26 protein-coding genes are annotated in these 24,038 nt (G+C 52.5%); 17 read left to right on the top strand and 9 right to left on the bottom strand.

The annotated features are described in order from the left end of the window. Window positions 1-147: 147 nt before the first annotated feature. Window positions 148-1,047, top strand: a complete 900-nt coding sequence (eamA, locus tag VH187_RS15915; protein WP_329702412.1) for an O-acetylserine/cysteine exporter — start codon at window positions 148-150, stop codon at window positions 1,045-1,047. A 40-nt stretch (window positions 1,048-1,087) separates the two neighbouring features. Here eamA and marB read toward each other — a convergent pair whose 3' ends face one another. The 3 genes from marB to marR are packed head-to-tail and all read right to left on the bottom strand — an operon-like array spanning window position 1,088 to window position 2,175. Further along, on the bottom strand, window positions 1,088-1,306 hold the full coding sequence (marB, locus tag VH187_RS15910; RefSeq protein WP_329702411.1) for a multiple antibiotic resistance protein MarB: 219 nt from the start codon (window positions 1,304-1,306) through the stop codon (window positions 1,088-1,090). Window positions 1,307-1,335: 29 nt separating this feature from the next. Next, window positions 1,336-1,719 (bottom strand): MDR efflux pump AcrAB transcriptional activator MarA, encoded by a 384-nt coding sequence (marA, locus tag VH187_RS15905; protein ID WP_329702410.1) that lies wholly within the window; start codon window positions 1,717-1,719, stop codon window positions 1,336-1,338. A gap of 21 nt (window positions 1,720-1,740) precedes the next feature. Next, entirely contained in the window at window positions 1,741-2,175 is a 435-nt protein-coding gene (gene marR / locus VH187_RS15900) for a multiple antibiotic resistance transcriptional regulator MarR (protein ID WP_110508245.1), read from the bottom strand. 259 nt (window positions 2,176-2,434) lie between these two features. On the opposite strand from marR, the gene VH187_RS15895 reads away from it, so the two are divergent. Further along, a complete protein-coding gene (locus tag VH187_RS15895; RefSeq protein ID WP_329702409.1) occupies window positions 2,435-3,103 on the top strand; it encodes a MarC family NAAT transporter in 669 nt (222 codons plus the stop codon). 42 nt (window positions 3,104-3,145) lie between these two features. Here VH187_RS15895 and VH187_RS15890 read toward each other — a convergent pair whose 3' ends face one another. Continuing rightward, complete coding sequence (locus tag VH187_RS15890; RefSeq protein WP_329702408.1) at window positions 3,146-4,021, bottom strand: LysR substrate-binding domain-containing protein; 876 nt, start codon at window positions 4,019-4,021, stop codon at window positions 3,146-3,148. Window positions 4,022-4,123: 102 nt separating this feature from the next. On the opposite strand from VH187_RS15890, the gene VH187_RS15885 reads away from it, so the two are divergent. Beyond that, window positions 4,124-4,441 (top strand): carboxymuconolactone decarboxylase family protein, encoded by a 318-nt coding sequence (locus tag VH187_RS15885; RefSeq protein ID WP_329702407.1) that lies wholly within the window; start codon window positions 4,124-4,126, stop codon window positions 4,439-4,441. After that, on the top strand, window positions 4,432-4,812 hold the full coding sequence (locus VH187_RS15880; protein WP_329702406.1) for a tautomerase family protein: 381 nt from the start codon (window positions 4,432-4,434) through the stop codon (window positions 4,810-4,812). The genes VH187_RS15885 and VH187_RS15880 overlap by 10 nt, the downstream gene beginning before the upstream one ends. A 24-nt stretch (window positions 4,813-4,836) precedes the next feature. On the opposite strand, the gene VH187_RS15875 is transcribed toward VH187_RS15880, so the two are convergent. Together VH187_RS15875 and VH187_RS15870 are read right to left on the bottom strand one after the other, a co-directional pair. Next, a complete protein-coding gene (locus VH187_RS15875) occupies window positions 4,837-6,033 on the bottom strand; it encodes a sugar transporter (RefSeq protein WP_329702405.1) in 1,197 nt (398 codons plus the stop codon). A gap of 102 nt (window positions 6,034-6,135) precedes the next feature. Continuing rightward, window positions 6,136-6,564 carry a type II toxin-antitoxin system HicB family antitoxin gene (locus VH187_RS15870; RefSeq protein ID WP_329702404.1) on the bottom strand — a complete coding sequence of 143 codons (429 nt, stop codon included), beginning with the start codon at window positions 6,562-6,564 and terminating at the stop codon, window positions 6,136-6,138. A gap of 316 nt (window positions 6,565-6,880) precedes the next feature. Between VH187_RS15870 and VH187_RS15865 the strand changes: the two genes are divergently transcribed. Together VH187_RS15865 and VH187_RS15860 are read left to right on the top strand one after the other, a co-directional pair. Beyond that, window positions 6,881-7,681 carry a PhzF family phenazine biosynthesis protein gene (locus VH187_RS15865; RefSeq protein WP_329702403.1) on the top strand — a complete coding sequence of 267 codons (801 nt, stop codon included), beginning with the start codon at window positions 6,881-6,883 and terminating at the stop codon, window positions 7,679-7,681. After that, window positions 7,681-8,469 (top strand): PhzF family phenazine biosynthesis protein, encoded by a 789-nt coding sequence (locus tag VH187_RS15860; protein WP_329702402.1) that lies wholly within the window; start codon window positions 7,681-7,683, stop codon window positions 8,467-8,469. Before VH187_RS15865 ends, VH187_RS15860 begins: the two co-directional genes overlap by 1 nt. Here the strand turns inward: VH187_RS15860 and ptrR are convergent. Further along, window positions 8,466-9,344: a putrescine utilization regulator PtrR gene (ptrR, locus tag VH187_RS15855; protein WP_329702401.1), complete on the bottom strand. Its 879-nt coding sequence runs from the start codon at window positions 9,342-9,344 to the stop codon at window positions 8,466-8,468. The two genes, VH187_RS15860 and ptrR, sit on opposite strands and share 4 nt — an antisense overlap. Before the next feature lie 106 nt (window positions 9,345-9,450). Here ptrR and sad point away from each other — a divergent pair, with 106 nt between their 5' ends. The 8 genes from sad (at window position 9,451) to VH187_RS15815 (ending at window position 19,497) form a co-directional block, all read left to right on the top strand. Continuing rightward, entirely contained in the window at window positions 9,451-10,836 is a 1,386-nt protein-coding gene (gene sad, locus VH187_RS15850; RefSeq protein WP_329702400.1) for a succinate-semialdehyde dehydrogenase, read from the top strand. A 108-nt stretch (window positions 10,837-10,944) separates the two neighbouring features. Then, window positions 10,945-12,534, top strand: a complete 1,590-nt coding sequence (locus VH187_RS15845; RefSeq protein ID WP_329702399.1) for a methyl-accepting chemotaxis protein — start codon at window positions 10,945-10,947, stop codon at window positions 12,532-12,534. A gap of 48 nt (window positions 12,535-12,582) precedes the next feature. After that, window positions 12,583-13,509, top strand: a complete 927-nt coding sequence (gene glsB / locus VH187_RS15840; protein WP_329702398.1) for a glutaminase B — start codon at window positions 12,583-12,585, stop codon at window positions 13,507-13,509. A gap of 153 nt (window positions 13,510-13,662) precedes the next feature. Continuing rightward, window positions 13,663-15,099 carry a GGDEF domain-containing protein gene (locus VH187_RS15835; RefSeq protein ID WP_329702397.1) on the top strand — a complete coding sequence of 479 codons (1,437 nt, stop codon included), beginning with the start codon at window positions 13,663-13,665 and terminating at the stop codon, window positions 15,097-15,099. A gap of 174 nt (window positions 15,100-15,273) precedes the next feature. Then, window positions 15,274-16,284 (top strand): sensor domain-containing diguanylate cyclase, encoded by a 1,011-nt coding sequence (locus tag VH187_RS15830; RefSeq protein WP_329702396.1) that lies wholly within the window; start codon window positions 15,274-15,276, stop codon window positions 16,282-16,284. Window positions 16,285-16,349: 65 nt separating this feature from the next. Continuing rightward, window positions 16,350-17,321: a sensor domain-containing diguanylate cyclase gene (locus VH187_RS15825; protein ID WP_329702395.1), complete on the top strand. Its 972-nt coding sequence runs from the start codon at window positions 16,350-16,352 to the stop codon at window positions 17,319-17,321. Between the two features lie 80 nt (window positions 17,322-17,401). Continuing rightward, window positions 17,402-17,929: a GNAT family N-acetyltransferase gene (locus VH187_RS15820; RefSeq protein WP_329702394.1), complete on the top strand. Its 528-nt coding sequence runs from the start codon at window positions 17,402-17,404 to the stop codon at window positions 17,927-17,929. A gap of 116 nt (window positions 17,930-18,045) precedes the next feature. Beyond that, the gene (locus VH187_RS15815; protein WP_329702393.1) at window positions 18,046-19,497 is read left to right on the top strand and encodes a tagaturonate reductase; all 1,452 of its coding nucleotides are present in this window, start codon (window positions 18,046-18,048) and stop codon (window positions 19,495-19,497) included. A 182-nt stretch (window positions 19,498-19,679) separates the two neighbouring features. Here VH187_RS15815 and VH187_RS15810 read toward each other — a convergent pair whose 3' ends face one another. Continuing rightward, a complete protein-coding gene (locus VH187_RS15810) occupies window positions 19,680-20,801 on the bottom strand; it encodes a Fic family protein (protein ID WP_329702392.1) in 1,122 nt (373 codons plus the stop codon). Between the two features lie 170 nt (window positions 20,802-20,971). Here VH187_RS15810 and VH187_RS15805 point away from each other — a divergent pair, with 170 nt between their 5' ends. Further along, a complete protein-coding gene (locus VH187_RS15805; protein ID WP_329702391.1) occupies window positions 20,972-21,886 on the top strand; it encodes a bestrophin family protein in 915 nt (304 codons plus the stop codon). 12 nt (window positions 21,887-21,898) lie between these two features. After that, window positions 21,899-22,339 (top strand): GNAT family N-acetyltransferase, encoded by a 441-nt coding sequence (locus tag VH187_RS15800; RefSeq protein ID WP_329702390.1) that lies wholly within the window; start codon window positions 21,899-21,901, stop codon window positions 22,337-22,339. Window positions 22,340-22,495: 156 nt separating this feature from the next. On the opposite strand, the gene tam is transcribed toward VH187_RS15800, so the two are convergent. Beyond that, window positions 22,496-23,257 carry a trans-aconitate 2-methyltransferase gene (tam, locus tag VH187_RS15795; protein ID WP_329702389.1) on the bottom strand — a complete coding sequence of 254 codons (762 nt, stop codon included), beginning with the start codon at window positions 23,255-23,257 and terminating at the stop codon, window positions 22,496-22,498. A gap of 134 nt (window positions 23,258-23,391) precedes the next feature. Here tam and VH187_RS15790 point away from each other — a divergent pair, with 134 nt between their 5' ends. Continuing rightward, window positions 23,392-24,006, top strand: a complete 615-nt coding sequence (locus VH187_RS15790) for a DapH/DapD/GlmU-related protein (protein WP_329702388.1) — start codon at window positions 23,392-23,394, stop codon at window positions 24,004-24,006. Window positions 24,007-24,038 lie beyond the last annotated feature (32 nt).

Below are 24,038 nucleotides of genomic sequence, written 5' to 3'. Positions count from 1 at the left end.
ACAATTATCATGACCTTCGGACGTTGTATAGATCCCAATTTATCTGCAAGTGCCTTGTCTCCCTGCCAAAAATAATGATCTGTTCCTCGACTGCGTTTTTCGCTACCTTGAATCTGTTTACAAAAATTTAATCATTCAGAGGCGGGTATGACGCGGAAAGATGGGCTGTTGGCGCTGTTGGTGGTGATCGTCTGGGGACTCAATTTTGTGGTGATTAAGCTTGGGCTGCACAATATGCCGCCGCTGATGCTCGCCGGGCTGCGCTTTATGCTGGTGGCGTTTCCGGCCATTTTCTTTGTCGCGCGCCCGAAAATTCCGCTCACGCTTTTACTCGGTTATGGTCTCACCATCAGCTTTGGCCAGTTTGCGTTTCTGTTCTGTGCGATCAAATTCGGCATGCCCGCAGGCCTGGCGTCGCTGGTGCTGCAGGCGCAGGCTTTCTTCACCATTATTCTGGGCGCATTTGTTTTTGGCGAACGGTTGCAGGGTAAACAGTTGGCGGGGATTGCGCTCGCGGTATTCGGCGTGCTGGTGCTGATTGAAGCGAGTCTGAACGGACAACATGTTGCGATGATCGGTTTCTTCCTCACGCTGGCAGCGTCGTTTAGCTGGGCCTGCGGCAATATCTTCAACAAGAAAATTATGCAGCATGCCGCGCGTCCAGCGGTGATGTCGCTGGTGGTATGGAGTGCGCTGATCCCAATTCTGCCGTTTATGCTGGCTTCTTATCTTCTGGATGGGCCGACGGCGATGGCGCAAAGCCTGATAAACATCGACCTGACGACAATTTTGTCGTTGGTGTATCTGGCGTTTGTGGCAACGATCATCGGTTATGGAATTTGGGGTTCACTGCTTGGACGGTATGAAACCTGGCGCGTAGCGCCGCTTTCGCTGCTGGTGCCGGTGGTGGGAATGGCAAGCGCTGTGCTGCTACTTGGCGAAACGCTCTCAATGTTGCAGCTAATGGGCGCGCTGCTCATCATGTTGGGGCTGTATATTAACGTGTTTGGTTTGCGGGTGCGTCGGGCGAAGGCGGTGCAGGGGTAAGGCGGGAAGAAAAAAGCCCCGCATCTGCGGGGCAAAAGAGTTACTGGGAGTTTCGGTTATAGTAAGGCACGCCCAGTTCGTCGGATTTGTCACTGCCAGTGCCCATATGGTTAAAGTCAAACGGCGACCGGTCCTGGGCTGAAGGCATCATCATGGTATCTCGTGTCGCATGATTTGCCGGATTGATGGATTGCTCCGCAAAACTCTGGCCGGAGACCAGCACCAAAAGGGTGAGGGCGGCGGAGGCGAACAGTTTCATTTTTTCCTCGATACGTCTTGTGCAGGCGATTAACAATTACAGTGGTTGAGCGGCATCAGATAACGCGACTCGCCGGGCATGTTGGTCATGCGATACTTATGCGGCGGCACATCGAAATAGTTCTTAAACGTGCGCGTTAATGTCTGCTGGGATTCAAAGCCGTAACGTTCAGCCAGATACAGGATCGGCTCGTTACTTTGCTTCAGCTGCTGCGCGATTTCAGTCAGCTTACGGCTGCGAATATATTGGCCCAATGAATGCCCTGTTTCTTTCTTGAACATTCTTTGCAGGTGCCATTTGGAGTAACCGGAGCGTTCTGACACTTTTTCCAGTGACAGTGGCGATTCCAGATTGCTCTCGATCCAGTCCAAAATGCTATGAATAGTGATAGCGTCAGTATTACGTCTGGACATCGTCTTACCTCTTTATTCTGTTTACGGCAGGATTTTCTTGAGCAGAAGCTCAAGGGCTGCGACCTCATCCACCGTTAAGTTTTTTGTTAGTTCCTGATGCAGGTTCTGGCCCACCAGTTGGTGGCATTGTTCACATATTGCTGCGCCGTCCGGTGTCAATTGCACCAGTACGCCGCGCTTATCATTCGGGTTGGGTAGACGTTCAATCCAGCCTTTACACGTCAGGCGGTCAAGCATACGAGTCAGAGCACCGAGATCGACTGAAAGCGCTTTTTTCAGTTCGACGGGGGTAATGCACACTTCACAGCGAATCGAACACAACGTTTTGAACTGTGAGGCGGTGATATCCATTGGCGACAGATAGTCGTTCAGAAGACGATCTTTTTTCTGGTTGACCATATGGATCAAGCGACCAAGTGGAATGATTTCGTTAAACAGATCACTGGTGCTTTTCACAAAGGTTGCCCTGGCAAGTAGTTTAGTTGCGGGGGATATTATTGCCCAGGCAACCATAAGTCAACTGAATGGATAAGCTTATGCCACGAATTGCTAAAACGCTTCACGGCACACTTTTTGCCCGTTAAACGCTTGATGGATAACCGACTGTTATGGTCTGACAGCGATTAAAAATCGCTAACAATTAGGCATAGTCAGCGTGGCGATAATGCTCTTATACTCAGCCAGCAGGCGACTGCTATCACTGGAGTGTTATGTCATGCTGGAATTGTTTAAAGCCGTTGGCCTCGGGTTGGTGGTGATTTTACCGTTGGCGAACCCGCTGACCACCGTCGCGTTGTTCCTTGGGCTTGCCGGGAACATGAATAACGCTGAGCGTAACCGCCAGTCGTTGATGGCGTCGGTGTATGTTTTCGTCATTATGATGGTGGCGTATTACGCCGGCCAGGTGGTGATGAACACCTTTGGGATTTCAATCCCTGGTTTGCGTATGGCCGGGGGGCTGATTGTTGGCTTTATCGGCTTCAAAATGCTGTTCCCACAGCAGAAAGCGCACGACTCACTGGAAGCGCGGCATAAAGCCGAAGAACTTGAAGACGAGCCGACCGCCAATATCGCGTTTGTACCGTTGGCGATGCCGAGCACCGCTGGGCCGGGAACTATCGCGATGATTATCAGTTCGGCATCGACGGTGAAACACGGCGTGGATTTTCCGGATTGGGTAGTGTGGGTCGCACCACCACTGATTTTCCTGCTGGTGGCTATAATCCTGTGGGGCTGTTTGCGCAGTTCCGGGGCGATTATGCGTCTGGTTGGAAAGGGCGGTATCGAAGCAATTTCCCGTCTGATGGGCTTTTTGCTGGTCTGTATGGGCGTGCAGTTCATCATTAACGGCGTGCTTGAAATTATTAGTACTTATCACGCGTAATCACTCGGGCGGCATTCTGTCGCCCGAATTCACTTCTGTACCCTATATACAGACTGCCTCTTTGATCAACGCCGCAAACATTTCCTGTGTCTTCCTCCTTTCTGTTCCCGGGGTATGTTGGACTAACGTGATCCCCATATGGCCAGGAGCAGGCAAAATATTTCCTGCACTTAGCAAGCTTTCTGGCTTGCCGAAGTGTGTTCTTAGCGTTAATCCCAATCCCGCCTGAACCGCTGCCCACACCCCACTCAGACTGTGGCTGACAATGTTTATCTGCCAGGGGATACCTGCATTATCCAGACATTCAATTGCGCGGGAGCGCATCAGACACGGATTTTCAAATAATATTAATGGCAAAGGTTTCCCTGCTTTCAGCAGGGCTTCCAGCGCGAAATCTTGATGATAAATCCATTGTAACGGCGTAGTGGTCAGCAACTCTCCCTTCTCTAAGGGGTCGTTTGACTGCCACAGCAACGCCATATCGAGGCCATTGTCTGCCAGCGCATTGAGGAGCGGCAAATTACGGTCGACGCGAACACTCATCCGTAAATCCGGGTGCGATCGGCTGAATTTGCCCATGATGCCTGGCATCAGTGACTCGGCAAAATCTTCCTGCATGCCAATATGGATTTCTCCTTTGAGCAACTCGCCACGGATAGCGCGCTGAGCCTCATCGTTCAGGGCCAGCAAGCGGCGCGCATAGCTCAGCAGTATTTCGCCCTGGCCCGTCAGTCGCAGATGTCGACCCTGTTTAAAAACCAGTTCTGCGTGACACTGTAACTCAAGTTTTTTGAGCTGTGCGCTCACTGCGGAGGTTGAACGCGCCAGGCGCTCTGCGGCGGCGGCAAAACTGCCAGATTCAATCCCTGTAACAAAGCTGCGCAGGGCATCGAGATCCAACGTTGGCGGGATTTTCACGGGAATACTCCTGAATTTCGGGATGATTGCCATCGAATAATTTGATTTTCAGGATTCAACTATTGCGTGAGGATGGCGTGACTGTCAACCAGGAGAACACCTATGAATCCATCCCTCGATCGCGAAAGTCTGGCTCTCTGTGCACCTAAGCTGGCGCAGTTAAGCCAGCAAGTATTGTTTGATGATGTCTGGAAACGACCAGAGCTTACGCCGCGCGATCGTAGTCTGATTACACTTGCGACACTCGCAGCCCTTGGACGTTTACAGCAACTCCCCTGGCATCTTAATTTCGCCCGACAGAACGGTCTGCGCGATGATGAAATTACCGAAGCCTTCACGCATCTGGCTTTTTACGCGGGCTGGCCGGCCGCGGTCAGCGCATTAGGTTGTCAGCAAGAGGGGAAACAAGCATGCCCATAACACGTGTTATTTGTGGTGAACATCTCACAGATGCAGAACGAGAGATAATATCTGAATTGCTGCACGACTGTCTGGTCACGGAATTCGCCGTACCACCGGACGATAAATTTCAGATTTTCGAACAACTTTCTGACCACCGACGTATTGCGAATCCTCATTATCTAAGTAAAGGGCGTAGCGCCGGTTTTATTCTGTTTCAGGTCACAGCCGGAAAGCCGCGTAGCTCAGAACAGAAACAACGATTTTACCGTGCGCTGAGTGATGGGCTAAAGGCAAAGGCTGGTATCAGTCCGGAAGATGTGATGGTGACTTTGCAGTTCAACCAGGCTGAAGACTGGAGCTTCAGCAAGGGAGAAAAATTTGGCCTGTGAGTAGGCAAAAAAAGAAAAGCCGGTTTAGCTCTGCTGAACCGGTTCTTCCAGCGCCACCGGCCAGCGGCGGAAAATAATCACCGACCAGACCAACGCCGCGAGAGCGGGTACGGCACCTACGTAGCCAATATCCGCCATCGAGAAATGCAAACTGACCTGATTGCCCACCAACGCGCCTGCGCCGATACCCAAATTAAAGATGCCGGAAAACAGCGCCATCGCGACATCGGTAGCATCTGGCGCAATCGCCAGCACTTTGACCTGCATTCCCAGGCCAATCACCATGATCGCCACACCCCAGATAACGCTCAGGATGGTCAGATTAATTTCACTTTCAGCCGCCAGCAGCAGAACGCCGAGGCAAATTGTCAGCAGGGCAATCGCGCCACTGACCAGTGTCGACGCATGGCGATTGCCGAGTTTCCCGAACACGACTGAACCGATGATCCCCGCGCCACCCAGTGCCAGCAGCAAGAAGGTGGCAAAGTTGGCATCGAAACCGGCGACGTTTACCACGAACGGTTCGATGTAACTGTAGGCGGTGTAATGAGCGGTCACGACTACGACGGTGAGCAAATAGAGGCTCATCAGCGCCGGACGGCGGAACAATATCGGCAGGCTTTTCAACGAGCCGGAATGTTCGCTCGGTATTTTTGGCAGCAGTTTAATCAGCGCCACTAAGGTGATAAGCGCCCCGAGACCGATGATAAAGAAGGTGGTGCGCCAGCCGAAGTACTGACCGACAACGCGACCAATCGGCAAACCGAGCACCATCGCCAGCGCGGTGCCGGTCGCGATCAGACTCAGTGCTTGCGCACGCTTCCCGGCAGGCGCGAGACGTATGGCCAGCGACGCGGTTATCGACCAGAACACTGCGTGGGCAAACGCGATACCGATACGGCTTATAACCAATACGTTGAAATTCCAGGCCAAAAACGACAGCACGTGGCTGACGATGAACAACACAAACAGGCCAATCAAAAGCTTGCGGCGTTCCATTTGGCTGGTCAGCAACATAAACGGCAGCGACATCAATGCCACCACCCAGGCGTAGATCGTCAGCATAATCCCGACCTGCGCGGTCTCCATCGAGAAGCTGTGGGCGATGTCAGACAATAACCCCACCGGCACAAATTCCGTGGTGTTAAAGATAAAGGCAGCAATGGCAAGGGTGACCACTCGCAGCCACGCGACCTTGCGTGAAACCGTGTTTGTTGTCATGGCAGTTTTCTGGATGGATGACGGGAATGAAGAGAGGGCGATCTTAAAACCATCGTTGTGCAAAACACAACCGTTTTGTGATCAAGATCGCATCTCAGAATGTTATGACGCGGTGATGGTGAGGCGAACGCTGCGGTTCAGTTTGTGCAACGCCAGCTCGACGGTTTCGATGCGCGAGGAGTGCTCGACGTCTAACAGTCTGTCGATCTGCGGCGGCTTTTGCTCCAGCTTTCTGGCAAGTTCGGCCTTACGAGTGCCAGTTTCTATCATCGCGTTATGCAGTGCAGCTTTCATCGCGACCAGCACCGGCACGCTAACGGTGTATTCGCCTTTCTGTGCGGCGCTTCCAGTTGGGATCGGGCGGCGTTCGTCCACTTCAATCGCAATAGCAGTCACCAGCCCAAAAGCGGCTTCATACAGCGCGTTTTCAATGCTGTCGCCGACGGAATGCATTAACGGCAGGTCACGACAAGCAGCCATCCAGCTGTTGGTGACCTCATCGTGAGTCAGTGATACAGGGTAGATGTACATAAGTCGTGACTCCTGCTGTGTCAGTTCAATTCCAGATCTTTGAGGATCACGCGGCGGAGCGGCTCGGGCATTTCTTTTGCGCCATGACGTAACAACCAGCGTTTAAACTCTGAATACTTCACCGCATTTCCCTGGCAGAAATGCTAACACCTATGGAATAAAAAGCAACATATATGTTTATCTGTTTACGTCCAATCCTACTCTGCTGAACGGAGAAAGAAAAAAGCGGTGTCATAAACTGGAAGGGTGCTCGTAATTTTCCCTTAGAAACGGTATTACTGTTGCTAAGTCGTTATAAAAACTAAAGGATACCGCGATGCAGGAAATTCCGTTTTACATGGTCGATGCCTTCAGCGACCGCACGTTCGGCGGCAATGCGGCGGCAGTTTGTCCGCTGATCGAATGGTTACCGGATGCCACGCTGCTGAAAATGGCGCAGGAACACAACCAGTCAGAAACCGCGTTTTTCGTGCGTACTGACGGCGGCTTTGAGCTGCGTTGGTTTACGACACAGGGCGAAATCAATCTCTGTGGTCATGCCACTCTTGCCAGCGCTCATGTCATTTTTGAATTCCTCGATTATCCGCATACAGAAATTCGCTTTTCGACGCGTTTCGTCGGTGAACTGACGGTGACCCGCAACGGTGACTGGCTGACGCTAAACTTCCCGGCGTGGAAATCTGAACCGACACAGCCTCCGGCGCTTTTACTGGAAAGCCTTGGCATAACGGAATATGAAGAGGTGCGCGTCGCACGTGATTACCTGGTGGTGCTGAAAAGTCAGCAACAGCTAGAAGCGCTCACGCCTGACATCCACGCGCTGTTACCACTCGGCAAGATGGTTTGCGTCACGGCACCTGGCGATAAACATGATTTTGTCAGCCGTTTTTTCTGCCCTGGCGAATCCGTCGCAGAAGACCCGGTTACCGGATCGGCCCACAGCATGCTTATCCCTTATTGGGGTGAAAAATTGAATAAAACGCAGATGCAGGCGCGTCAGGTTTCCACCCGCGGCGGTGATTTACGCTGTGAATGGCAGGGCGATCGCGTGTTAATCAGCGGTCAGGCGACGACGTATATCATCGGTAACGTTTATCTGCGCGAAGGAGATTTTTAATGCAAACCGTGCCTGTCTGGTTGGTAGATGCCTTTAGCGACCGGAATTTTGCCGGGAATCCTGCGGCGGTCTGCGCGCTTGAACAATGGTTGCCTGACGAGCAGTTGCTGCAAATGGCGCAGCAGCATAATCAATCTGAAACGGCGTTCTTTATTCCGGCGAAAGGGGGCTTTGAACTGCGCTGGTTTACCACGCGTAACGAGGTCAATCTTTGTGGTCACGCGACGCTTGCCACTGCGCATGTCATTTTCAACCATCTCGATTATCCGGACGCGCGTATTCATTTTGATACGGCGTCTGGCAGGCTGACGGTGAGCCGTGAAGGTGAATGGCTCACGCTGGATTTCCCTGCCGGGCCAACCACCGAACAGACACCGCCTGCAGAAATGTTGGCGGCGCTCGGTATCAAAACCTATGTTGCCGCCCGCAAAGGTCGTGCGTGGCTGATTGAGCTGGAAAGCCGCGAAGCGGTTGAAGCCATCAAACCGAATATCGCCGCGATGACACCGATAGAACACAAGGTGACCATTACCGCGAAAGGAACGGGTGAGTACGACTTTATCAGTCGCTTTTTCTCGCCAGGCGAAGCGGTGTGGGAAGATCCGGTGACCGGTTCGGCGCACACCATGCTTATTCCTTACTGGAGTGAAAAACTCGGCAAAACGCAGATGCTGGCGCGCCAGGTATCGGCGCGCGGCGGGGATATGCGCTGCGAACGTAAGGGAAACCGTGTGCTGATGAGTGGCACAGCGGTGACCTGGATGCAGGGGAAAATCTTGCTGCGTTAAGAAACGGCGGTCGGCTGCGGGCTTTCATCGAGTAAAGAGATGAACGCTTCGAGTTGGCGGGTCATCCCACCGCGCCGCCACACCAGCCAAGTCGTCAGCCAGCGCCATTTCTCAGCCAACGGCCAGGCATCCACCTGGTGATGACCGGGCATACTTTCTAACATGCTGCGCGGGATCATCGCCAGGCCCGCCCCGGCAATCACACACGCCAGCATTCCGTGGTAAGACTCCATTTCGTGAATGCGGCCCGGCGTGGCGCGGTCAGCGTGGAACCAGCTTTCGAAATGTCTGCGGTAGGAACAGTTGGCGCGAAACGCATAAATACTGGTGCCGTTTACGTCACTGGCTCGTTTAACGGGCGCATGCCCCTTCGGCGTCACAATCATCATCTCTTCCTGATACACCGGCACGCCTTCCAGGCCCGGATGCATGACTGGCCCATCGACGAACGCCGCGCTGAGTCGGCCTTCGGTCACGCCATCAATCATGGTGCCTGACGGCCCGGTCGCCAGATCGAACTGAATCTTCGGATACCGCTGGTTATAGAGTGCCAGTGTCGGGGGAATGCGCACCGCAGCGGTGCTTTCGAGTGACCCTAACGAGAACAAGCCCTGCGGCTCATCGCCTGCGACCACCATTCTCGCTTCATCGACGAGGGCTAAGATCTGCTGGCTGTAGCGCAGGAAACTGTGTCCGGCCGGGGATAACCGCAGGCGCTGATTTTCGCGAATGAACAACTCGACGCCCAAATCCGCTTCCAGTTGGCGAATGCGAGTGGTGAGGTTAGACGGCACACGATGCACTTTTTGCGCGGCCTGGGTAATGCTGCCGGTCAGGGCGACGGCGTTGAACATCTCAAGTTGAGTCAGGTCCATAACGTTCTCGTATCGTGAATAGAGTGGTCAATATTATTCATTATCCATAAATAGCAGAGTGGTCCAGTATTAGGCAACAGCCTCAGTAAACAGAGAGACAAAAATCATGACATCACCTACAACTCACGCCATTTCCCTTGACCCGGCAACGGGCGAAACCCTCTCGACGCTGGCCTGGGCCACAAGCGAAGAAGTGAATCAGGCCGTTGCCCTGGCAGATGAAGGATATCGCCTGTGGAAGCGCACAACAGTTGCCAAGCGCGCTGATGCGCTGCGTAAAGTGGGCGCAGTATTGCGCCAGCACGGCGAAGAGATGGCGTTGATGATCAGTCGCGAAATTGGTAAACCGATTGCGCAGGCTCGTGGTGAAGTCGCCAAGTCAGCGAACCTGTGTGACTGGTATGCAGAACACGGCCCGGCGATGCTCGGCCCCGAAGCGACTCAGGTTGAAAACAATAAAGCGGTTATCGAGTATCGTCCTTTGGGGCCAATCATGGCCGTAATGCCATGGAATTTCCCCCTGTGGCAGGTGATGCGCGGCGCGGTGCCCATTTTGCTGGCGGGTAATAGCTATCTACTGAAACATGCCCCGAACGTGATGGGCAGCGCGAAACTGATTGGCGACATCTTTACCGAAGCGGGGATCCCTGCTGGCGTGTTTGGCTGGGTAAATGCCACCAATGACGGGGTTTCACAGATGATCAATGACCCGCGTATTGCCGCAGTGACGCTGACGGGCAGTATGCGCGCCGGGAAAGCGATTGGCGCACAGGCCGGTGCGGCGCTAAAAAAATGCGTACTAGAGCTTGGCGGTTCTGATCCGTTTATCGTCCTCAATGATGGCGATATTGATGAAGCGGTAAAAGCGGCGGTGATCGGGCGTTATCAGAATACCGGGCAGGTGTGTGCGGCAGCAAAACGTTTCATCGTGGAAGCGGGCATTGCTGATGCGTTTACCGAGAAGTTTGTGGCGGCGACCGCCAAACTGAAAATGGGTAATCCGCAAGATGAGCAAAACTATTTAGGCCCAATGGCGCGTTACGATCTGCGTGATGAATTGCACGACCAGGTGACCGCGACGCTGGAAGAGGGCGCGACCCTGTTGCTCGGCGGCGAGAAAATTTCCGGCAAAGGTAACTATTACGCTGCAACCGTACTCAGTAACGTGACACCGAAAATGACCGCGTTTCGTCAGGAGATGTTTGGCCCGGTGGCGGCGATTACCGTTGCTCGTGATGCGGATCATGCCCTTGCCCTGGCGAACGACAGCGATTTCGGTTTGTCTGCAACGGTCTATACCGCAGACGAAAAACAGGCGCAGCGCTTTGCCGACGAATTGGAGTGCGGCGGCGTGTTCATTAATGGCTACAGCGCCTCCGATGCTCGTGTAGCCTTTGGTGGCGTGAAGAAAAGCGGCTTCGGTCGTGAACTGTCCCATTTCGGCTTGCATGAGTTTTGTAATGTGCAGACCGTATGGAAGGATCGTCATTAAGTTTTAACGCATGCCCGGCGGCGAATGTTTGCCGGGCAATGTTTTGTCATGGGTTTGTCATTTTCATTCCGTACACTCGCGGCTAACGTGTTGTTACAGATGACTATTATGAACTTAATGCAAATTTCCCGCCGTTTTACACGTCGCTTTTTCCCTCAGCAGTTTGGGTTACTGGCCGGTATTTTCTTCATCATCGGACTGTTCTGCGCAGTACAAATTGCGTCCTCATTTTTACTTTCCTGGTCTTTGCACAACGCTCGTCTCAGTGAGCAACATAATCAGCGTACGCATCTCCAACAACTCAAGGTCGATCAGGCGCGGGTGTCATTATTGGCGGCAAGCGATCTGCTCAACCGCGCGGGCGTTTATTTTATGCAGGATAAAGAAACGGGTTCTGTCGGCAGTTCAGACGGTTTGTTACAGGACGCACGCGCCACGCTGACACAATCGCAAAAAGCCTGGAAGGCGTGGCTGGCGATGGCCCCACAGAAAGATGACGCGCTGATCAACAGCTACCAGCAGTTTTACGGTGCGATTGAAGAGCAACTCAATGGCCTGCAAAAGACGCAATCCATTGATGCCTTTTTTGCGGTGCCAGTGCAGGTATTTCAGAGTGATTTCAACGATAACTATGCGCGTTTTCAGGCCGCCAGTGAGCAACGTGCCGAACAAGGGCGTCAGTCGTTAATGACCAATTTGTCCGGGCTGCAACATCTGTTTATGCTGGCACCTGCGGTGCTGTTAATCGTTGCGCTGCTGGTCTGGCGTGGAATGGCGAAGTGGGTGATTGTGCCGCTGCGTCGTTTAATTGCGCATATCAAAATGCTGGCTGAGGGTGACCTTTCGCAGCCGTTGCCGGATGTATCACGTTTCAATCGTGAGGTGGCACAGATAAGTACCAGTTTGAGTGGAATGCAAAGAGGGCTGCAGTTGCTGGTGACGCAGGTCAGTGAGGCGACCGGATCGATTACTGGCAACATCACGCGGCTGGCGCAGAGTAACAAAGAACTATCGCAACAAGCGCAAAAGCAGACAGAGGAGCTGGATGATGTCACACGGCATATCGCCTCTTTAGAATCGCATGTGGAAGGCAATTCCAGTTATGCGGGGCTGGCGCGTGAACGAGCACAAGAAGCGAGCCTGGTGGCGGCCGGAGGCGACAGGATGATGGTCACGGTAAATGCGTCGATGCAGGCAATTGTCGATCGTTCGGCGGAAATGCGCGGGATCGTCGCTATGATCGACAGCGTAGCGTTTCAAACGAATATTTTGGCGTTGAATGCGGCGATTGAAGCAGCACATGCGGGTAATCAAGGGCGCGGTTTTGCGGTGGTTGCCAGAGAGGTTGGGTTGCTGGCGCGACAAAGTAGCGAATCAACGCAAACTATTCAGGGGCTGATAAACAATTCTCTACAAGGGATTGAAGAGGGATCACAGGCGGTCAGTTTACTGGAAGATAATCTCCAACAGGTGACGCAGTTGGTGGGTAACTTGAGCGCATTATTGACTGATATCTCCAATGCGACCCTGAGTCAGGGCGAAAACATTCATCAGATGACCCGCCAGCTCCATTCGCTGAATCAGGTTGCGGGGAAAACGGGAGAGCTGGTCAACTCGACAGCTTCTTCATCGCGCCACCTTGAAGCCAGCGCACAACAGTTGACACAGGCGGTAATGCGCTTTCGTCTGCCGGCCTGACGCTGATATACTCGCAGGCCGGAATTAGCCTGCGGGCAAGGAGCAAGAGTGGCAACGGTCATCAATAACAGCATGCTGGAATCGGTTCTGGCAGAGGTAAAACCGCTGATTGGGCAAGGCAAAGTCGCGGACTATATTCCCGCGCTGGCCTGTGTGGATGGCGCAAAGCTAGGGATTTCGATCAGCACCGTTGATGGCCATCATTTCTTTGCAGGCGATGCGCAGGAGCGCTTCTCTATTCAGTCGATTTCCAAAGTGCTGAGCCTGGTGGTGGCGATGAACCATTACGAGGAGCAGGAGATCTGGCAGCGAGTGGGTAAGGATCCGTCTGGTCAGCCGTTTAATTCACTGTTGCAGCTTGAAATGGAACAGGGCATTCCGCGTAATCCGTTTATCAACGCCGGAGCGCTGGTGGTGTGCGATATGCTGCAAAGCCGACTCAGTGCGCCGCGCCAGCGTATGCTGGAAATCGTGCGTAAACTCTCGGGCGTGGACGATATTGCCTATGACACCGTTGTGGCACGTTCAGAGTTCGATCACGCCGCGCGTAATGCAGCTATTGCCTGGCTGATGAAATCTTTCGGTAATTTCCATAATGATGTGACTACCGTTCTGCAAAACTATTTCCATTACTGCGCGTTAAAGATGAGCTGTGTCGAGCTGGCGCAAACCTTCCTGTTTCTCGCAAATCAAGGGCATTTTCCGCAACGAAATCAGACCATCATTACGCCGTTACAGGCGCGACAGGTGAACGCCCTGATGGCGACCAGCGGTATGTATCAGAATGCCGGAGAGTTTGCCTGGCGTGTCGGGCTTCCGGCGAAATCAGGCGTCGGTGGCGGGATTGTGGCGATCGTGCCGCACGAAATGGCGATTGCCGTCTGGAGTCCACAGCTTGATGACGCAGGTAACTCGTTGGCGGGTACAGCGGTGCTCGAAAAACTGACTCAGCGGCTGGGTCGTTCGGTGTACTGACGGGTTAACCCTCAGCTTTGCAAATAGACAACAAATAAGTAACACATAGAATTGTTAATACGCGCATTGTGATCAATAGTATTCACTATTAACGATCATCGACCTGCGATTCCCGAAATAATTGCCTTTAGCGATTATATGGAAAGATAATTAATGCGTTCTATTTCTGTTCCCCGGTTCACCGTGTTTAGCGAAGCGCACGTTCTTCGTAATGCCTTTTTCCTGTTTGTCATCACCACGTTGTTTTATGCGTTCGGGGCGATGCTGCGTCTGGTGCAGGAGCTGTCGCTGTTCTGGCCGCTGAATGCGGTGATGGCGGCGATATTTGCCCGTTATATCTGGCTTAACCGTCTGCACTATTATGGTATTTGCTACGGGGCGATGCTCCTGTATGACGTGATGACCACGCAATGGGGACTGGCATCCTTAGTGATTAACGCCTCGAATATGGTGTTTATCGTGATAGTGGCGCAGCTGGTAATGCGGGATAAACGCCGGGCGGGCAGTGAACCGGAACCGATCAACGCGCTGCGGCTGTTCTATTATTGCCTTGTTGCTGCTGTGTTTTGTACGTTGTTGGGCGCATTAGGATCGGTCGGGATCGACAGGCAATCCTTTATGCCGTTGTTAGCCGACTGGTTTAGCGAACAATTTTCTACCGGGGTGCTGATTTTACCCTGTGTCATGACCATGACGATGCCACATGAAATTACGCGAATTCACTGGAAACAATTACTTCCAGCACTGACGTTAGTGATTTCTGTGCTGGCGGCGATTGCCGTTGGCGGGGCGGGCAGCCTGGCGTTTCCGCTGCCTGCGCTTATCTGGTGTGCTATTCGCTACCCTTTGCCTGTTACCTGTGCGCTCACGATGGTGACTGGCGCCAGCGAAATTATTCTGGTGGCAAATTCGGTGATTAATTTAGCGGTCACCGGTCCACTTCAAACCTCACAGTTATTTTCAACCCGGTTGGGGATTGCCACGCTCGCGATTAGCCCGGTGATTGTGTCGACCAGTGTGGCTGCCATCAATAATCTAATGCGTCAGGTCTCTTTGCGCGCAGATTTTGATTTTCTCACCCGCGTGTATTCCCGTTCCGGCCTGTATGAAGCATTAAAAAACCAGCCATCGACGGCGGATCAGCACCTGACGGTGATGCTTCTGGATATTGATTTCTTCAAAAGCGTGAATGATAACTACGGGCATGAGTGCGGTGATTATGTGCTGGCGGCTTTTGCCCGTCAGGTGCATGACGTCGTTGGCGATCAGGGGCTGGTGGCGCGCATGGGGGGCGAAGAATTTGTCGTCGCGGCGCGAACGCAAGATCCACTCGACGGTTATCAGTTAGCGGAGAAAATTCGCAAGCGTATTGAGTCGAACGTGTTCCAGTGGCGACAACAGCCGCTGCGCGTCACGGTGAGTGTGGGGATTGGGAACGGCATGGTCGGCAAGAAAGCAATGATTGATGCTTTCAATGAATTGCTGGTGGAAGCCGATGAATATCTTTACCGTGCGAAAAAGGCCGGACGCAATAAAACCTGCGCCAAATCGCTTGCCGAAGAGGGCTCACGGGAAATCGTAGCATCATAATCTCTGTGACACTGTCACCTATATGAGCGTTTATTATGCAAAAACATTCAACTATCTTATTTGATAGCTTGCGGGGTTTTGCTAAAGAAAATACGATACCGTCGCTAAGGCATCGGAAAATCGCATTGAATGAACGGTTTTGACCAACATAAAACGAATGATAAGGTCCCGGGAATGCGGTTTATTCGCCGTATGTATCTGATGCGTATCCTCGGCACCTTTCTCTGTTTCTTCCCCATTCTGTCAGTACTCGACGAACTCGACCGCTCCTTTTGGCTGCGCGGCCTGCTGGCCGTGAATGCTTTTGTGTGGCCGACCGTTGCGTATTTACGCGCCCGCAGCGCCCGTGCGCCGCTGGTGGCTGAACATCAAAATCTGGTGATTGACGCCGGAGCGGGCGGGTTATGGATAGCGTTAATGGCGCTGAACCCTTTGCCGTCAGTGGCGATTGCCACCCTGTTACTTGCGGACCGACTAGCAGCTGGCGGCGTTGTGCTAATGCGTAAAGCCGCAGTGATGATGGTTTGCGTTTTTGCCGTCGCCTGGTTGTGTATAGGCATGGAATTTCATTCCGGCGTATCGCAGCGCACGATGCTGGCAACACTGCCACTGATTGCCATTTATCTGCTGGCACTGTGTGTGTTGACCGATATTCTGGCGGTGAAACTGCGACGAAAAAGCCATGAGCTGGAGCGGATCGCGATGAAAGATCCGCTGCTGGACATCGCCAACCGGCGTCTTCTGGAAAAGCGCATTGCCTGGGAGCTCACCCGTTTGCAAAATGCCTGCGGTGATTCGGCGCTGGTATTTATCGATCTCGACAACTTTAAAGACGTTAATGATCGCTACGGCCATAAAATCGGCGATGCGATGCTGGAAACAGTGTCGCAAATCCTGCACGTCGCTACCCGCAGCACCGATACTCCGGCGAGGCTGGGCGGTGACGAATTTGTGATTTTGCTGCCCGATACCTCGCAGGAGGAGGCGGTGTTGATTGCCCACCGGATCATGGAAGCCACGGCGGTGATCACCACGCTGCCTGATAGCGAACTTGCGTTAACGCTTAGCATCGGTGTCGCCTGCGCGCGCCCGGAAATGGAAGATGTTGCAGCCTGGCTAAAATCCGCGGATGACGCGCTGTATGAAGCCAAAAGACGCGGTAAAAACCAAATCTTCGCTCACTAACGTTTACTCCGCTACATCTGCAAAATCCAGGCTACGCTGTTAATTATTCTGCATGAGGAGACGCGATGAAGAGTCCCGCTAATCCGGAAAATGAATCTCAGCGGATGACTTCGCTTCGGGAGTCCGGCATTTTGGATGCGGGAGAACCCGCGCGATTTGAAAGACTCACTCGTTTAGCTCGTCGTCTGTTTACAGTGCCAATCGCGATGGTGAGCCTGGTTGACGATGAATCGCTGGTGTTTAAATCCTGCGACGGCCTGCGTTACGCCTCGATGCCGCGAGATATTTCCTTTTGTGGGCACGTTATCCTCAGCGAAACGCCGCTCATCGTGAATAACGCTTTAGAGGACGATCGGTTTGCCGACAATCCGCTGGTCGTGGGCGAACCCCACATCCGCTTTTATGCGGGGTATCCATTACGTTTACCCGATGGCGCAATGGTGGGTTCGTTCTGTCTACTCGACAGGGAGACGCGTACTTTCAGTGCGGAAGACGAGTTATTGCTGCGGGATTTAGCTTCGATTGTGGAAGACGAATTTCAATCGATTAGCGAAGCGACCACCGATTCATTAACCGGCTTGTTTAATCGTCGCGGCTTTGAACACCTGGCGAATTTTGCCATAGCGTCTGCCCATCGTCGTGCGGAACCGCTGACACTGGGCTGGATCGATCTCGACAAATTCAAACAGATTAACGACCGCTATGGACATTCGGAAGGCGATATCGCGTTACGGGAAATGGCGCGACTGCTGGTCAAAACTTTCCGCGATACGGATTTGTTGGTGCGCCACGGAGGTGATGAGTTCGGCATTCTGTTTTCCGATACCGATGAGAGCGGGGCGTGGATTGCCATGCAGCATCTACAGGAAGAAGCCAACGCCTTTAATTTGTCGTCAGGAAAACCGTGGAAACTGGCATTTTCCTGGGGCGTTATTGAGTTTAATCACGGCGATATTACTGACTTACCGGGCTGGCTGCGAGCGGCAGATAAGCGGATGTACGCGATGAAACAGCAGCACCAAAATCATCGTGCGTGAATAAGTAAAGCCTATGGCCGCTTTCTTGTGTTATCAGCATGTTAATTAGATAGTAAAGGGGTCTTGTTAAGGAGGCCCTCATGACTTCGCCCGTTCGTCTGATTTCCCTTTCCCATCACGATATCCTACAACGCCTGCCGGAACTGGCTGACATTCTCGTCGACTGTGTGAACGGCGGAGCATCCGTCAGTTTTATGCAGCCGTTTCATCCCGACAAAGCCATCGCCTTTTGGCAAAAAGTCGCACAAAGCGTGGCGTCAAACGAACGTGTTGTGCTGGCGGCAGAGTTGGCTGATGGTCAACTGGTTGGTACGGTTCAGTTAATCACAGATTTACCGGAGAACCAGCCGCATCGGGCGGAAGTGGCAAAGTTGTTAGTCCACTCGCGCGGTCGTCGTCAGGGCATTGCTCGCCTGTTAATGGATGCACTGGAGCAGGAAGCAATGCGTTTGAGTAAATCCGTTCTGGTGCTGGATACCGCAACTGGGAGTGGGGCGGAGAGTTTCTATCAGCGGTGTGGCTGGCAAAAGGCCGGAGAGATCCCGCGTTTTGCGCTCATGCCTGATGGAGCGATGACGGCGACCTCCGTCTTTTACAAATTCGTTTAATCCTCGTAAAAAGCAGCGCACGGTTTGATCAAAACAGGGTTTCCGGGTTCTAAAGTCTGATAAGTTATTAGACCAATAACGCAGGCTGTATGACCAATTAAAAAGGGAAACCCATTGTGAAAACCTTAAACCGCCGCGATTTTCCCGGTGCTCAGTACCCTGAACGCATTATTCAGTTCGGAGAAGGTAACTTTCTTCGCGCTTTTGTCGACTGGCAAATTGACCTTTTGAACCAACATACCGATCTCAATGCTGGAGTGGTTATCGTGCGTCCCATCGACAGCGATTTCCCGCCGTCGCTCAGTACGCAAGATGGACTCTACACCACGATTATCCGCGGACTGAATGAACAGGGCGAAGCAGTGAGTGACGCGCGCCTGATTCGTTCCGTTAATCGCGAAATCAGCGCATACAGTGACTATCAGGAATTCCTCAAATTGGCGCATAATCCTGGCATGCGTTTCGTGTTTTCGAACACCACCGAGGCGGGTATCAGCTACCACGCGGGTGATAAATTTGATGATGCACCTGCGGTCAGCTATCCCGCAAAACTCACACGCTTGTTGTTCGAACGTTACACGCATTTCAACGGTGCTGCGGACAAAGGCTGGGTCATCATTCCGTGCGAATTGATTGATTATAATGGCGAAGCGCTGCGCGAATTAGTGCTTCGCTACGCGCAGGAATGGGCATTACCGGCGGCGTTTGTCGCCTGGTTGAACACCGCTAACGCATTCTGTTCCACGCTGGTTGACCGCATCGTGACCGGTTATCCACGCGATGAAGCAGCAAATCTTGAAGCCGAATTGGGCTACAAAGACGGCTTCCTCGATACCGCCGAACACTTTTATTTGTTCGTTATTCAGGGGCCGAAAACGTTGGCCCACGAACTACGCCTCGATAAATTGCCGCTTAACGTGCTGATTGTTGACGACATCAAGCCGTACAAAGAACGCAAAGTGGCGATCCTTAACGGCGCTCACACCGCGCTGGTGCCGGTCGCTTATCAGGCAGGGATTGATACCGTCGGTGAAGCGATGAATGACGCAGAAATATGTGCATTCGTTGAGAAAGCTATCTATGAGGAAATCATTCCGGTACTGGATTTACCGCGTGATGAGCTGGAATCTTTCGCCAGCGCAGTGACCGGGCGATTCCGTAACCCGTACATCAAGCACCAATTGCTGTCGATCTCCCTCAACGGGATGACCAAATTCCGCACACGAATTCTGCCGCAGTTGCTGGCAGGGCAGGCGACAACAGGGAAATTGCCTCAGCGCCTGACGTTTGCTTTGGCGGCATTGATTGCATTTTATCGTGGTGAACGGAACGGTGAGAGCTACCCGGTTCAGGATGATGCGTACTGGATCGAACGTTTTCAGCAGCTTTGGTCTTTGCATCACGACAAACAAATCAGCACTACATCACTGGTTGAATCGGTGCTGTCGGTGAAAGCTCACTGGGAGCAAGATTTGATGCAGGTTAAAGGGCTGGCAGAGCAGGTGGCTCACGACCTGGACGCTATTCTGACCAAAGGTATGCGAGAAGCAGTAAAACCACTTTGCTGATTTCTGACCCGGCCAACGAGCCGGGTTTTTAATAATAGCTCATTAGTTACAACATACAGTTAAGCTTTCTTAATAATACTCTCTTAACTCCTCTGCGATTGAAAGCTTAACAGGGAATAATTGAGCCAAATACTTGTGATATTCGGCTCATATTATGAGCCGAATAAGGCATTAGTTTCGGCTCACGCAGGATGCAAGATCTGATAGCGGGTGTTACGTCCGCCGCCGGGGAGTTTTTCCAGCAAACCTTGTTCGAGCAAATGAACCAGATGACGGGTTGCAGTAGCTTTACTCACTTTGGCGACCTTTTGATACTGACTGGCGTTGATCCCGTCCGCAAAGCCGCTTTCGCCGCCGTCGAGCAGGCGATTAATCACTTTGAGCTGTTCCGGGCTAAGTGACTGACGAGCGGCGTCATTATGTTTCCAGTAACGGCTTTTTGCCAGCGTGCTGTCGACTCTCGCGAGCGCATTATCCAGCGTCACATCAAGTGTTTGCAGAAACCACAGCAGCCAGTCGGTGATATCCAGTCTGCTTTTTTGCGTGCGTTCAAGGATCTGGTAATACTGATTACGCCGTTCAAGAATCGACACCGACATCGCATACAACCGGATACTCTGGTTATCGGCCTGAGCCAGCGCCAAATCCGTGAGCGCGCGGGTTAAACGCCCATTGCCATCATCGTAAGGATGCAACGTAACAAACCACAAATGCGCCACGGCGGCCCGTAAAATGGGGTCGGTAAGGGGATCATCTTTACTCAGATTGAACCAGTCGATAAAGGCGTTGAGTTGCACATCAAGGCCGTCGCGCGGCGGCGCTTCGAAATGAACCACCGGCTTATCAATTCGCCCGGAAACAACCTGCATGGGTTCGCCGCCGCGCAATTCCCCGGCATGAACCGCATGCATTGACCACGGATCGTGAGGGAAAAGCCAATGATGCCATTGGTGCAAACGCGCCAGAGACAGGGGATCATGGCGGTTATCAATGGCATCGAGCATGATCGAGGCCACACCTTCTGAGCGCTCGGAAACCGGGAAGGGGGTTTCTTCGTCAACGCCAAGTCGGCGAGCGAGTGATGAGCGCACCGATTGCGCATTCAACCGTTCATCTTCAATGGCAGAAGAAGCAAGAATGTTGGATAACAACGCATCAAGGGTTTGCCGCTCTTCGCCCTGCATTTCGCTGCGACCAATCAGTACGCCGGATTTTCGCTGGAGTTGGCGCAGCAAAGGCAAAACAGTCTCTTCCTGCCATTCAAAGGCAGGCCAGTTCGGTTGTTGCCAGATCCATTGCGTCATGTTCCCCCCTGAGCCGATTGTTGCCATATTCGGCTCATATTATGAGCCGAATATGAGAGAAAGTAAAACGCGCTATTGTTATGAAGATGTGAAGTAAAAGCGTAATAAACTTGAAAGAGTGATTTGGATCACGTTAAATAACGGCGTTCTCTTTCTACTGATAGTGACTCATGATCCTCAGACCCCATGAACACTGGCTTGCGCGAATTTTCGTTTGGCACGGCTCGGTGTTATCCAAGATTTTCTCGCGACTGTTCCTTAACTTCCTGCTGTCGGTGGCCGTCATCATCATGCTGCCGTGGTACACGTCGCTGGGCGTGAAGCTCACCGTGGCACCGTTCAGTATTCTCGGTGTGGCTATCGCGATTTTCCTCGGTTTTCGCAATAACGCCTGTTACTCGCGCTATGTTGAAGCCCGCCAGTTGTGGGGCCAGTTGATGATTGCTTCGCGGTCGTTGTTACGCGAAGTGAAGAATACGTTGCCGTCCGATGCGGATGTTACGGCCTTCGTTAAACTACAAATTGCGTTCGCCCATTCACTGCGCATGCAACTCAGGCGCTTACCTCAGGAACAAACGCTGGAGAAATATCTATCGCCTGATCAGCTCGCACAGGTGTTAGCGGTGCAATCTCCGGCGAACCGTATTTTGCTGTTGATGGGGAACTGGCTGGCAGAGCACCGCCAACAGGGCGCGCTATCGGACATTTTATTCCACAGCCTGAATAATCGGCTCAACGATATGTCGGCCGTGCTCGCGGGTTGCGAACGTATTGCCGGTACGCCAGTGCCTTTTGCGTATTCGCTTATTCTGCACCGGACGGTATATATGTTCTGCATCATGCTGCCGTTTGCGTTGGTGAGTGACCTGCATTACATGACGCCGTTCATCTCCATGTTGATTTCCTACACCTTTATTTCGCTCGATGTGTTGGCAGAAGAACTTGAAGAGCCATTCGGAGTGGAAAATAATGATCTGCCGTTGGACGCAATCAGTAACGCTATCGAGATTGATTTACTGCAGATGAATGACGAAACTGAGGTTCCGGCGAAAATACTCCCCGATAAATGCTACCAACTCACCTAAGGTAAAGCTGCAATGGACGTTGTGATTCGCGAAATTCAGGCCCAGGACAAACCTCAGTGGCGCATACTGTGGAACGGGTATAACCAGTTTTATGAGTCAAAAGTAAGTGACAGTGTCACTGATAAAACCTGGTTGCGGATGTTGAATGTGCAGTCGTCTATCAATGGGCGCGTAGCAGTGGTTAATGACGAAGTGGTGGGGTTTGCGCACATCGTTTTGCATGAAGGCACGTGGGAGTTATCGACACTCTGTTATCTGGAAGATCTGTTCGTCGCTCCTGAAATGCGTGGGCACGGCATTGCGCGTCAACTGATTCAATCGCTGATTGATGAAGGCAAAACACAAGGCTGGTCACGCCTTTACTGGCATACACGCGAGAACAACCCAGCGCGTAAACTCTATGACCAGTTTGCAGACGTGGAAGATTTCGTGCTTTATCGGATGAATCTGTAATCGTGGCGTTTAAGAAATCAGTAAGATTTTCCCTGTGGAATGGTCAACAGACCATCAGGAGAATCATCATGGAAAAGAAAATAGAGACCGCCGTAAACATCATTCTTTTTGTGTCCTTGTTTGCGACGGCGTGGGATCTCTCTTTAGTGCGCGATTTTAGCTGGTAACGCGACGCGCGATGATAAACAAGCGCGGGAACGCCAACAGGATCTGCCCATTTTGCTGGCGCGGATAATGTTCCTCCAGCAGTTGCACATAGCGGTTCAGAAACGCTTTCTGACTCACACTGTCTAAATCCTGCAAATACGGGCGCAGCCCGGTGGCTCTAAGCCACTCAACGATCGCCTGATGCGATGCCATCGGATGAAAATAAGTCGTGCGCCAGATATCCACTTCACATCCACTGCCACTCAATAAATCGTAATACGCCTGCACGCCTGCCAGCGGTGTACGTCCACGTGGTGGATGCCCGAGTTCACTCGCCACCTGGCGCATTAATGCATGAGACGGCTCCTGCCAGTTGTCCGGCATCTGCACTGCCAGCACGCCTTCATCCGCCAGAAGTGAGGCCAAATGCGGGAATAACGTTTGATGTTCCGCGACCCATTGTAGTGAAGCGTTGGCATACAACACATCTAGCGGCTGTTCTGGCCGCCATTGGCGGATATCAGCATTCACAAACTGGCAGTCAGGTAACGCCGCTTGTGCCTTTTCAAGCATTGCCGGGGAGTTATCCACGCCAGTAATGACGGCATCCGGCCACGCCGCACGCAGTAATTCGGTGCTGTTTCCAGGACCACAGCCTAAATCGGCGACATAATTCGCCAGAGGTTTAGCAATCCGGGCCAGCAGTTCCGCAGCCGGGCGAGTGCGTTCGGATGCAAACTGCAAATACAACGAAGGGTTCCAGTCGGCCATCGCCTGACTCCTGAGATCAGTTACAACGGCTTACAGCATAGCGCAGACCAGAAATTTCGACTGAAAGCGATCGTCATTTTTCGTTAACAAACAGGCAATAGAGTGTCGATAATTCTTCGTGGAGCCGTTTGTTGATGAAAACCGTAAAACTTGCCGAAACCTTTATCGAAAGTAGTGTGCACCTGCGTGAATGCCGGATTGGCCAGCAGTGTGAAATTCTGGCGCACAGTGCGCTGGAGTATTCGTCGCTGGGCGATTTCTCCTATGTGGGCGAATACTGCACATTGGCTGACGCTAAGATTGGGCGTTTCGTAGCGATTGCCAATCAGGTCCGCATCGGTGCGCCTAATCATCCAATGGAACGCGCCTCACAGCATCGCATTACCTATTGCCCGGAATATTATTCGCCGAACGCCACCCGCGATCATGATTTCTTTTCCCATCGGCGGGATGAGCAAGTCGTGATCGGCAATGATGTGTGGATTGGACACGGTGTAATTGTGCTGCCTGGCGTTACCATCGGTGACGGTGCGGTGTTGGCGGCAGGAGCGGTTGTCACCAAAGACGTTGCGCCGTATACGATTGTTGGCGGTGTTCCGGCGAAATTATTGCGACCGCGCTTTACAGAGACGGTAGCGAAGGAGTTGCAGCGTATTGCCTGGTGGGACTGGTCGCTGGAAACGATTATCGAACGTTTGCAGGATTTTCAGCAGGAAGATATCGACGTATTTTGCGAAAAATATCGCTAATGTTGACGTGAGAAATGACGGTGAGCCGAAAA

It is taken from the genome of Scandinavium sp., from assembly GCF_036271055.1.
GTDB lineage: Bacteria > Pseudomonadota > Gammaproteobacteria > Enterobacterales > Enterobacteriaceae > Scandinavium.
Note: the sequence above shows the minus strand (reverse complement) of the source record. Positions and strands in the feature narration are given on the sequence as shown.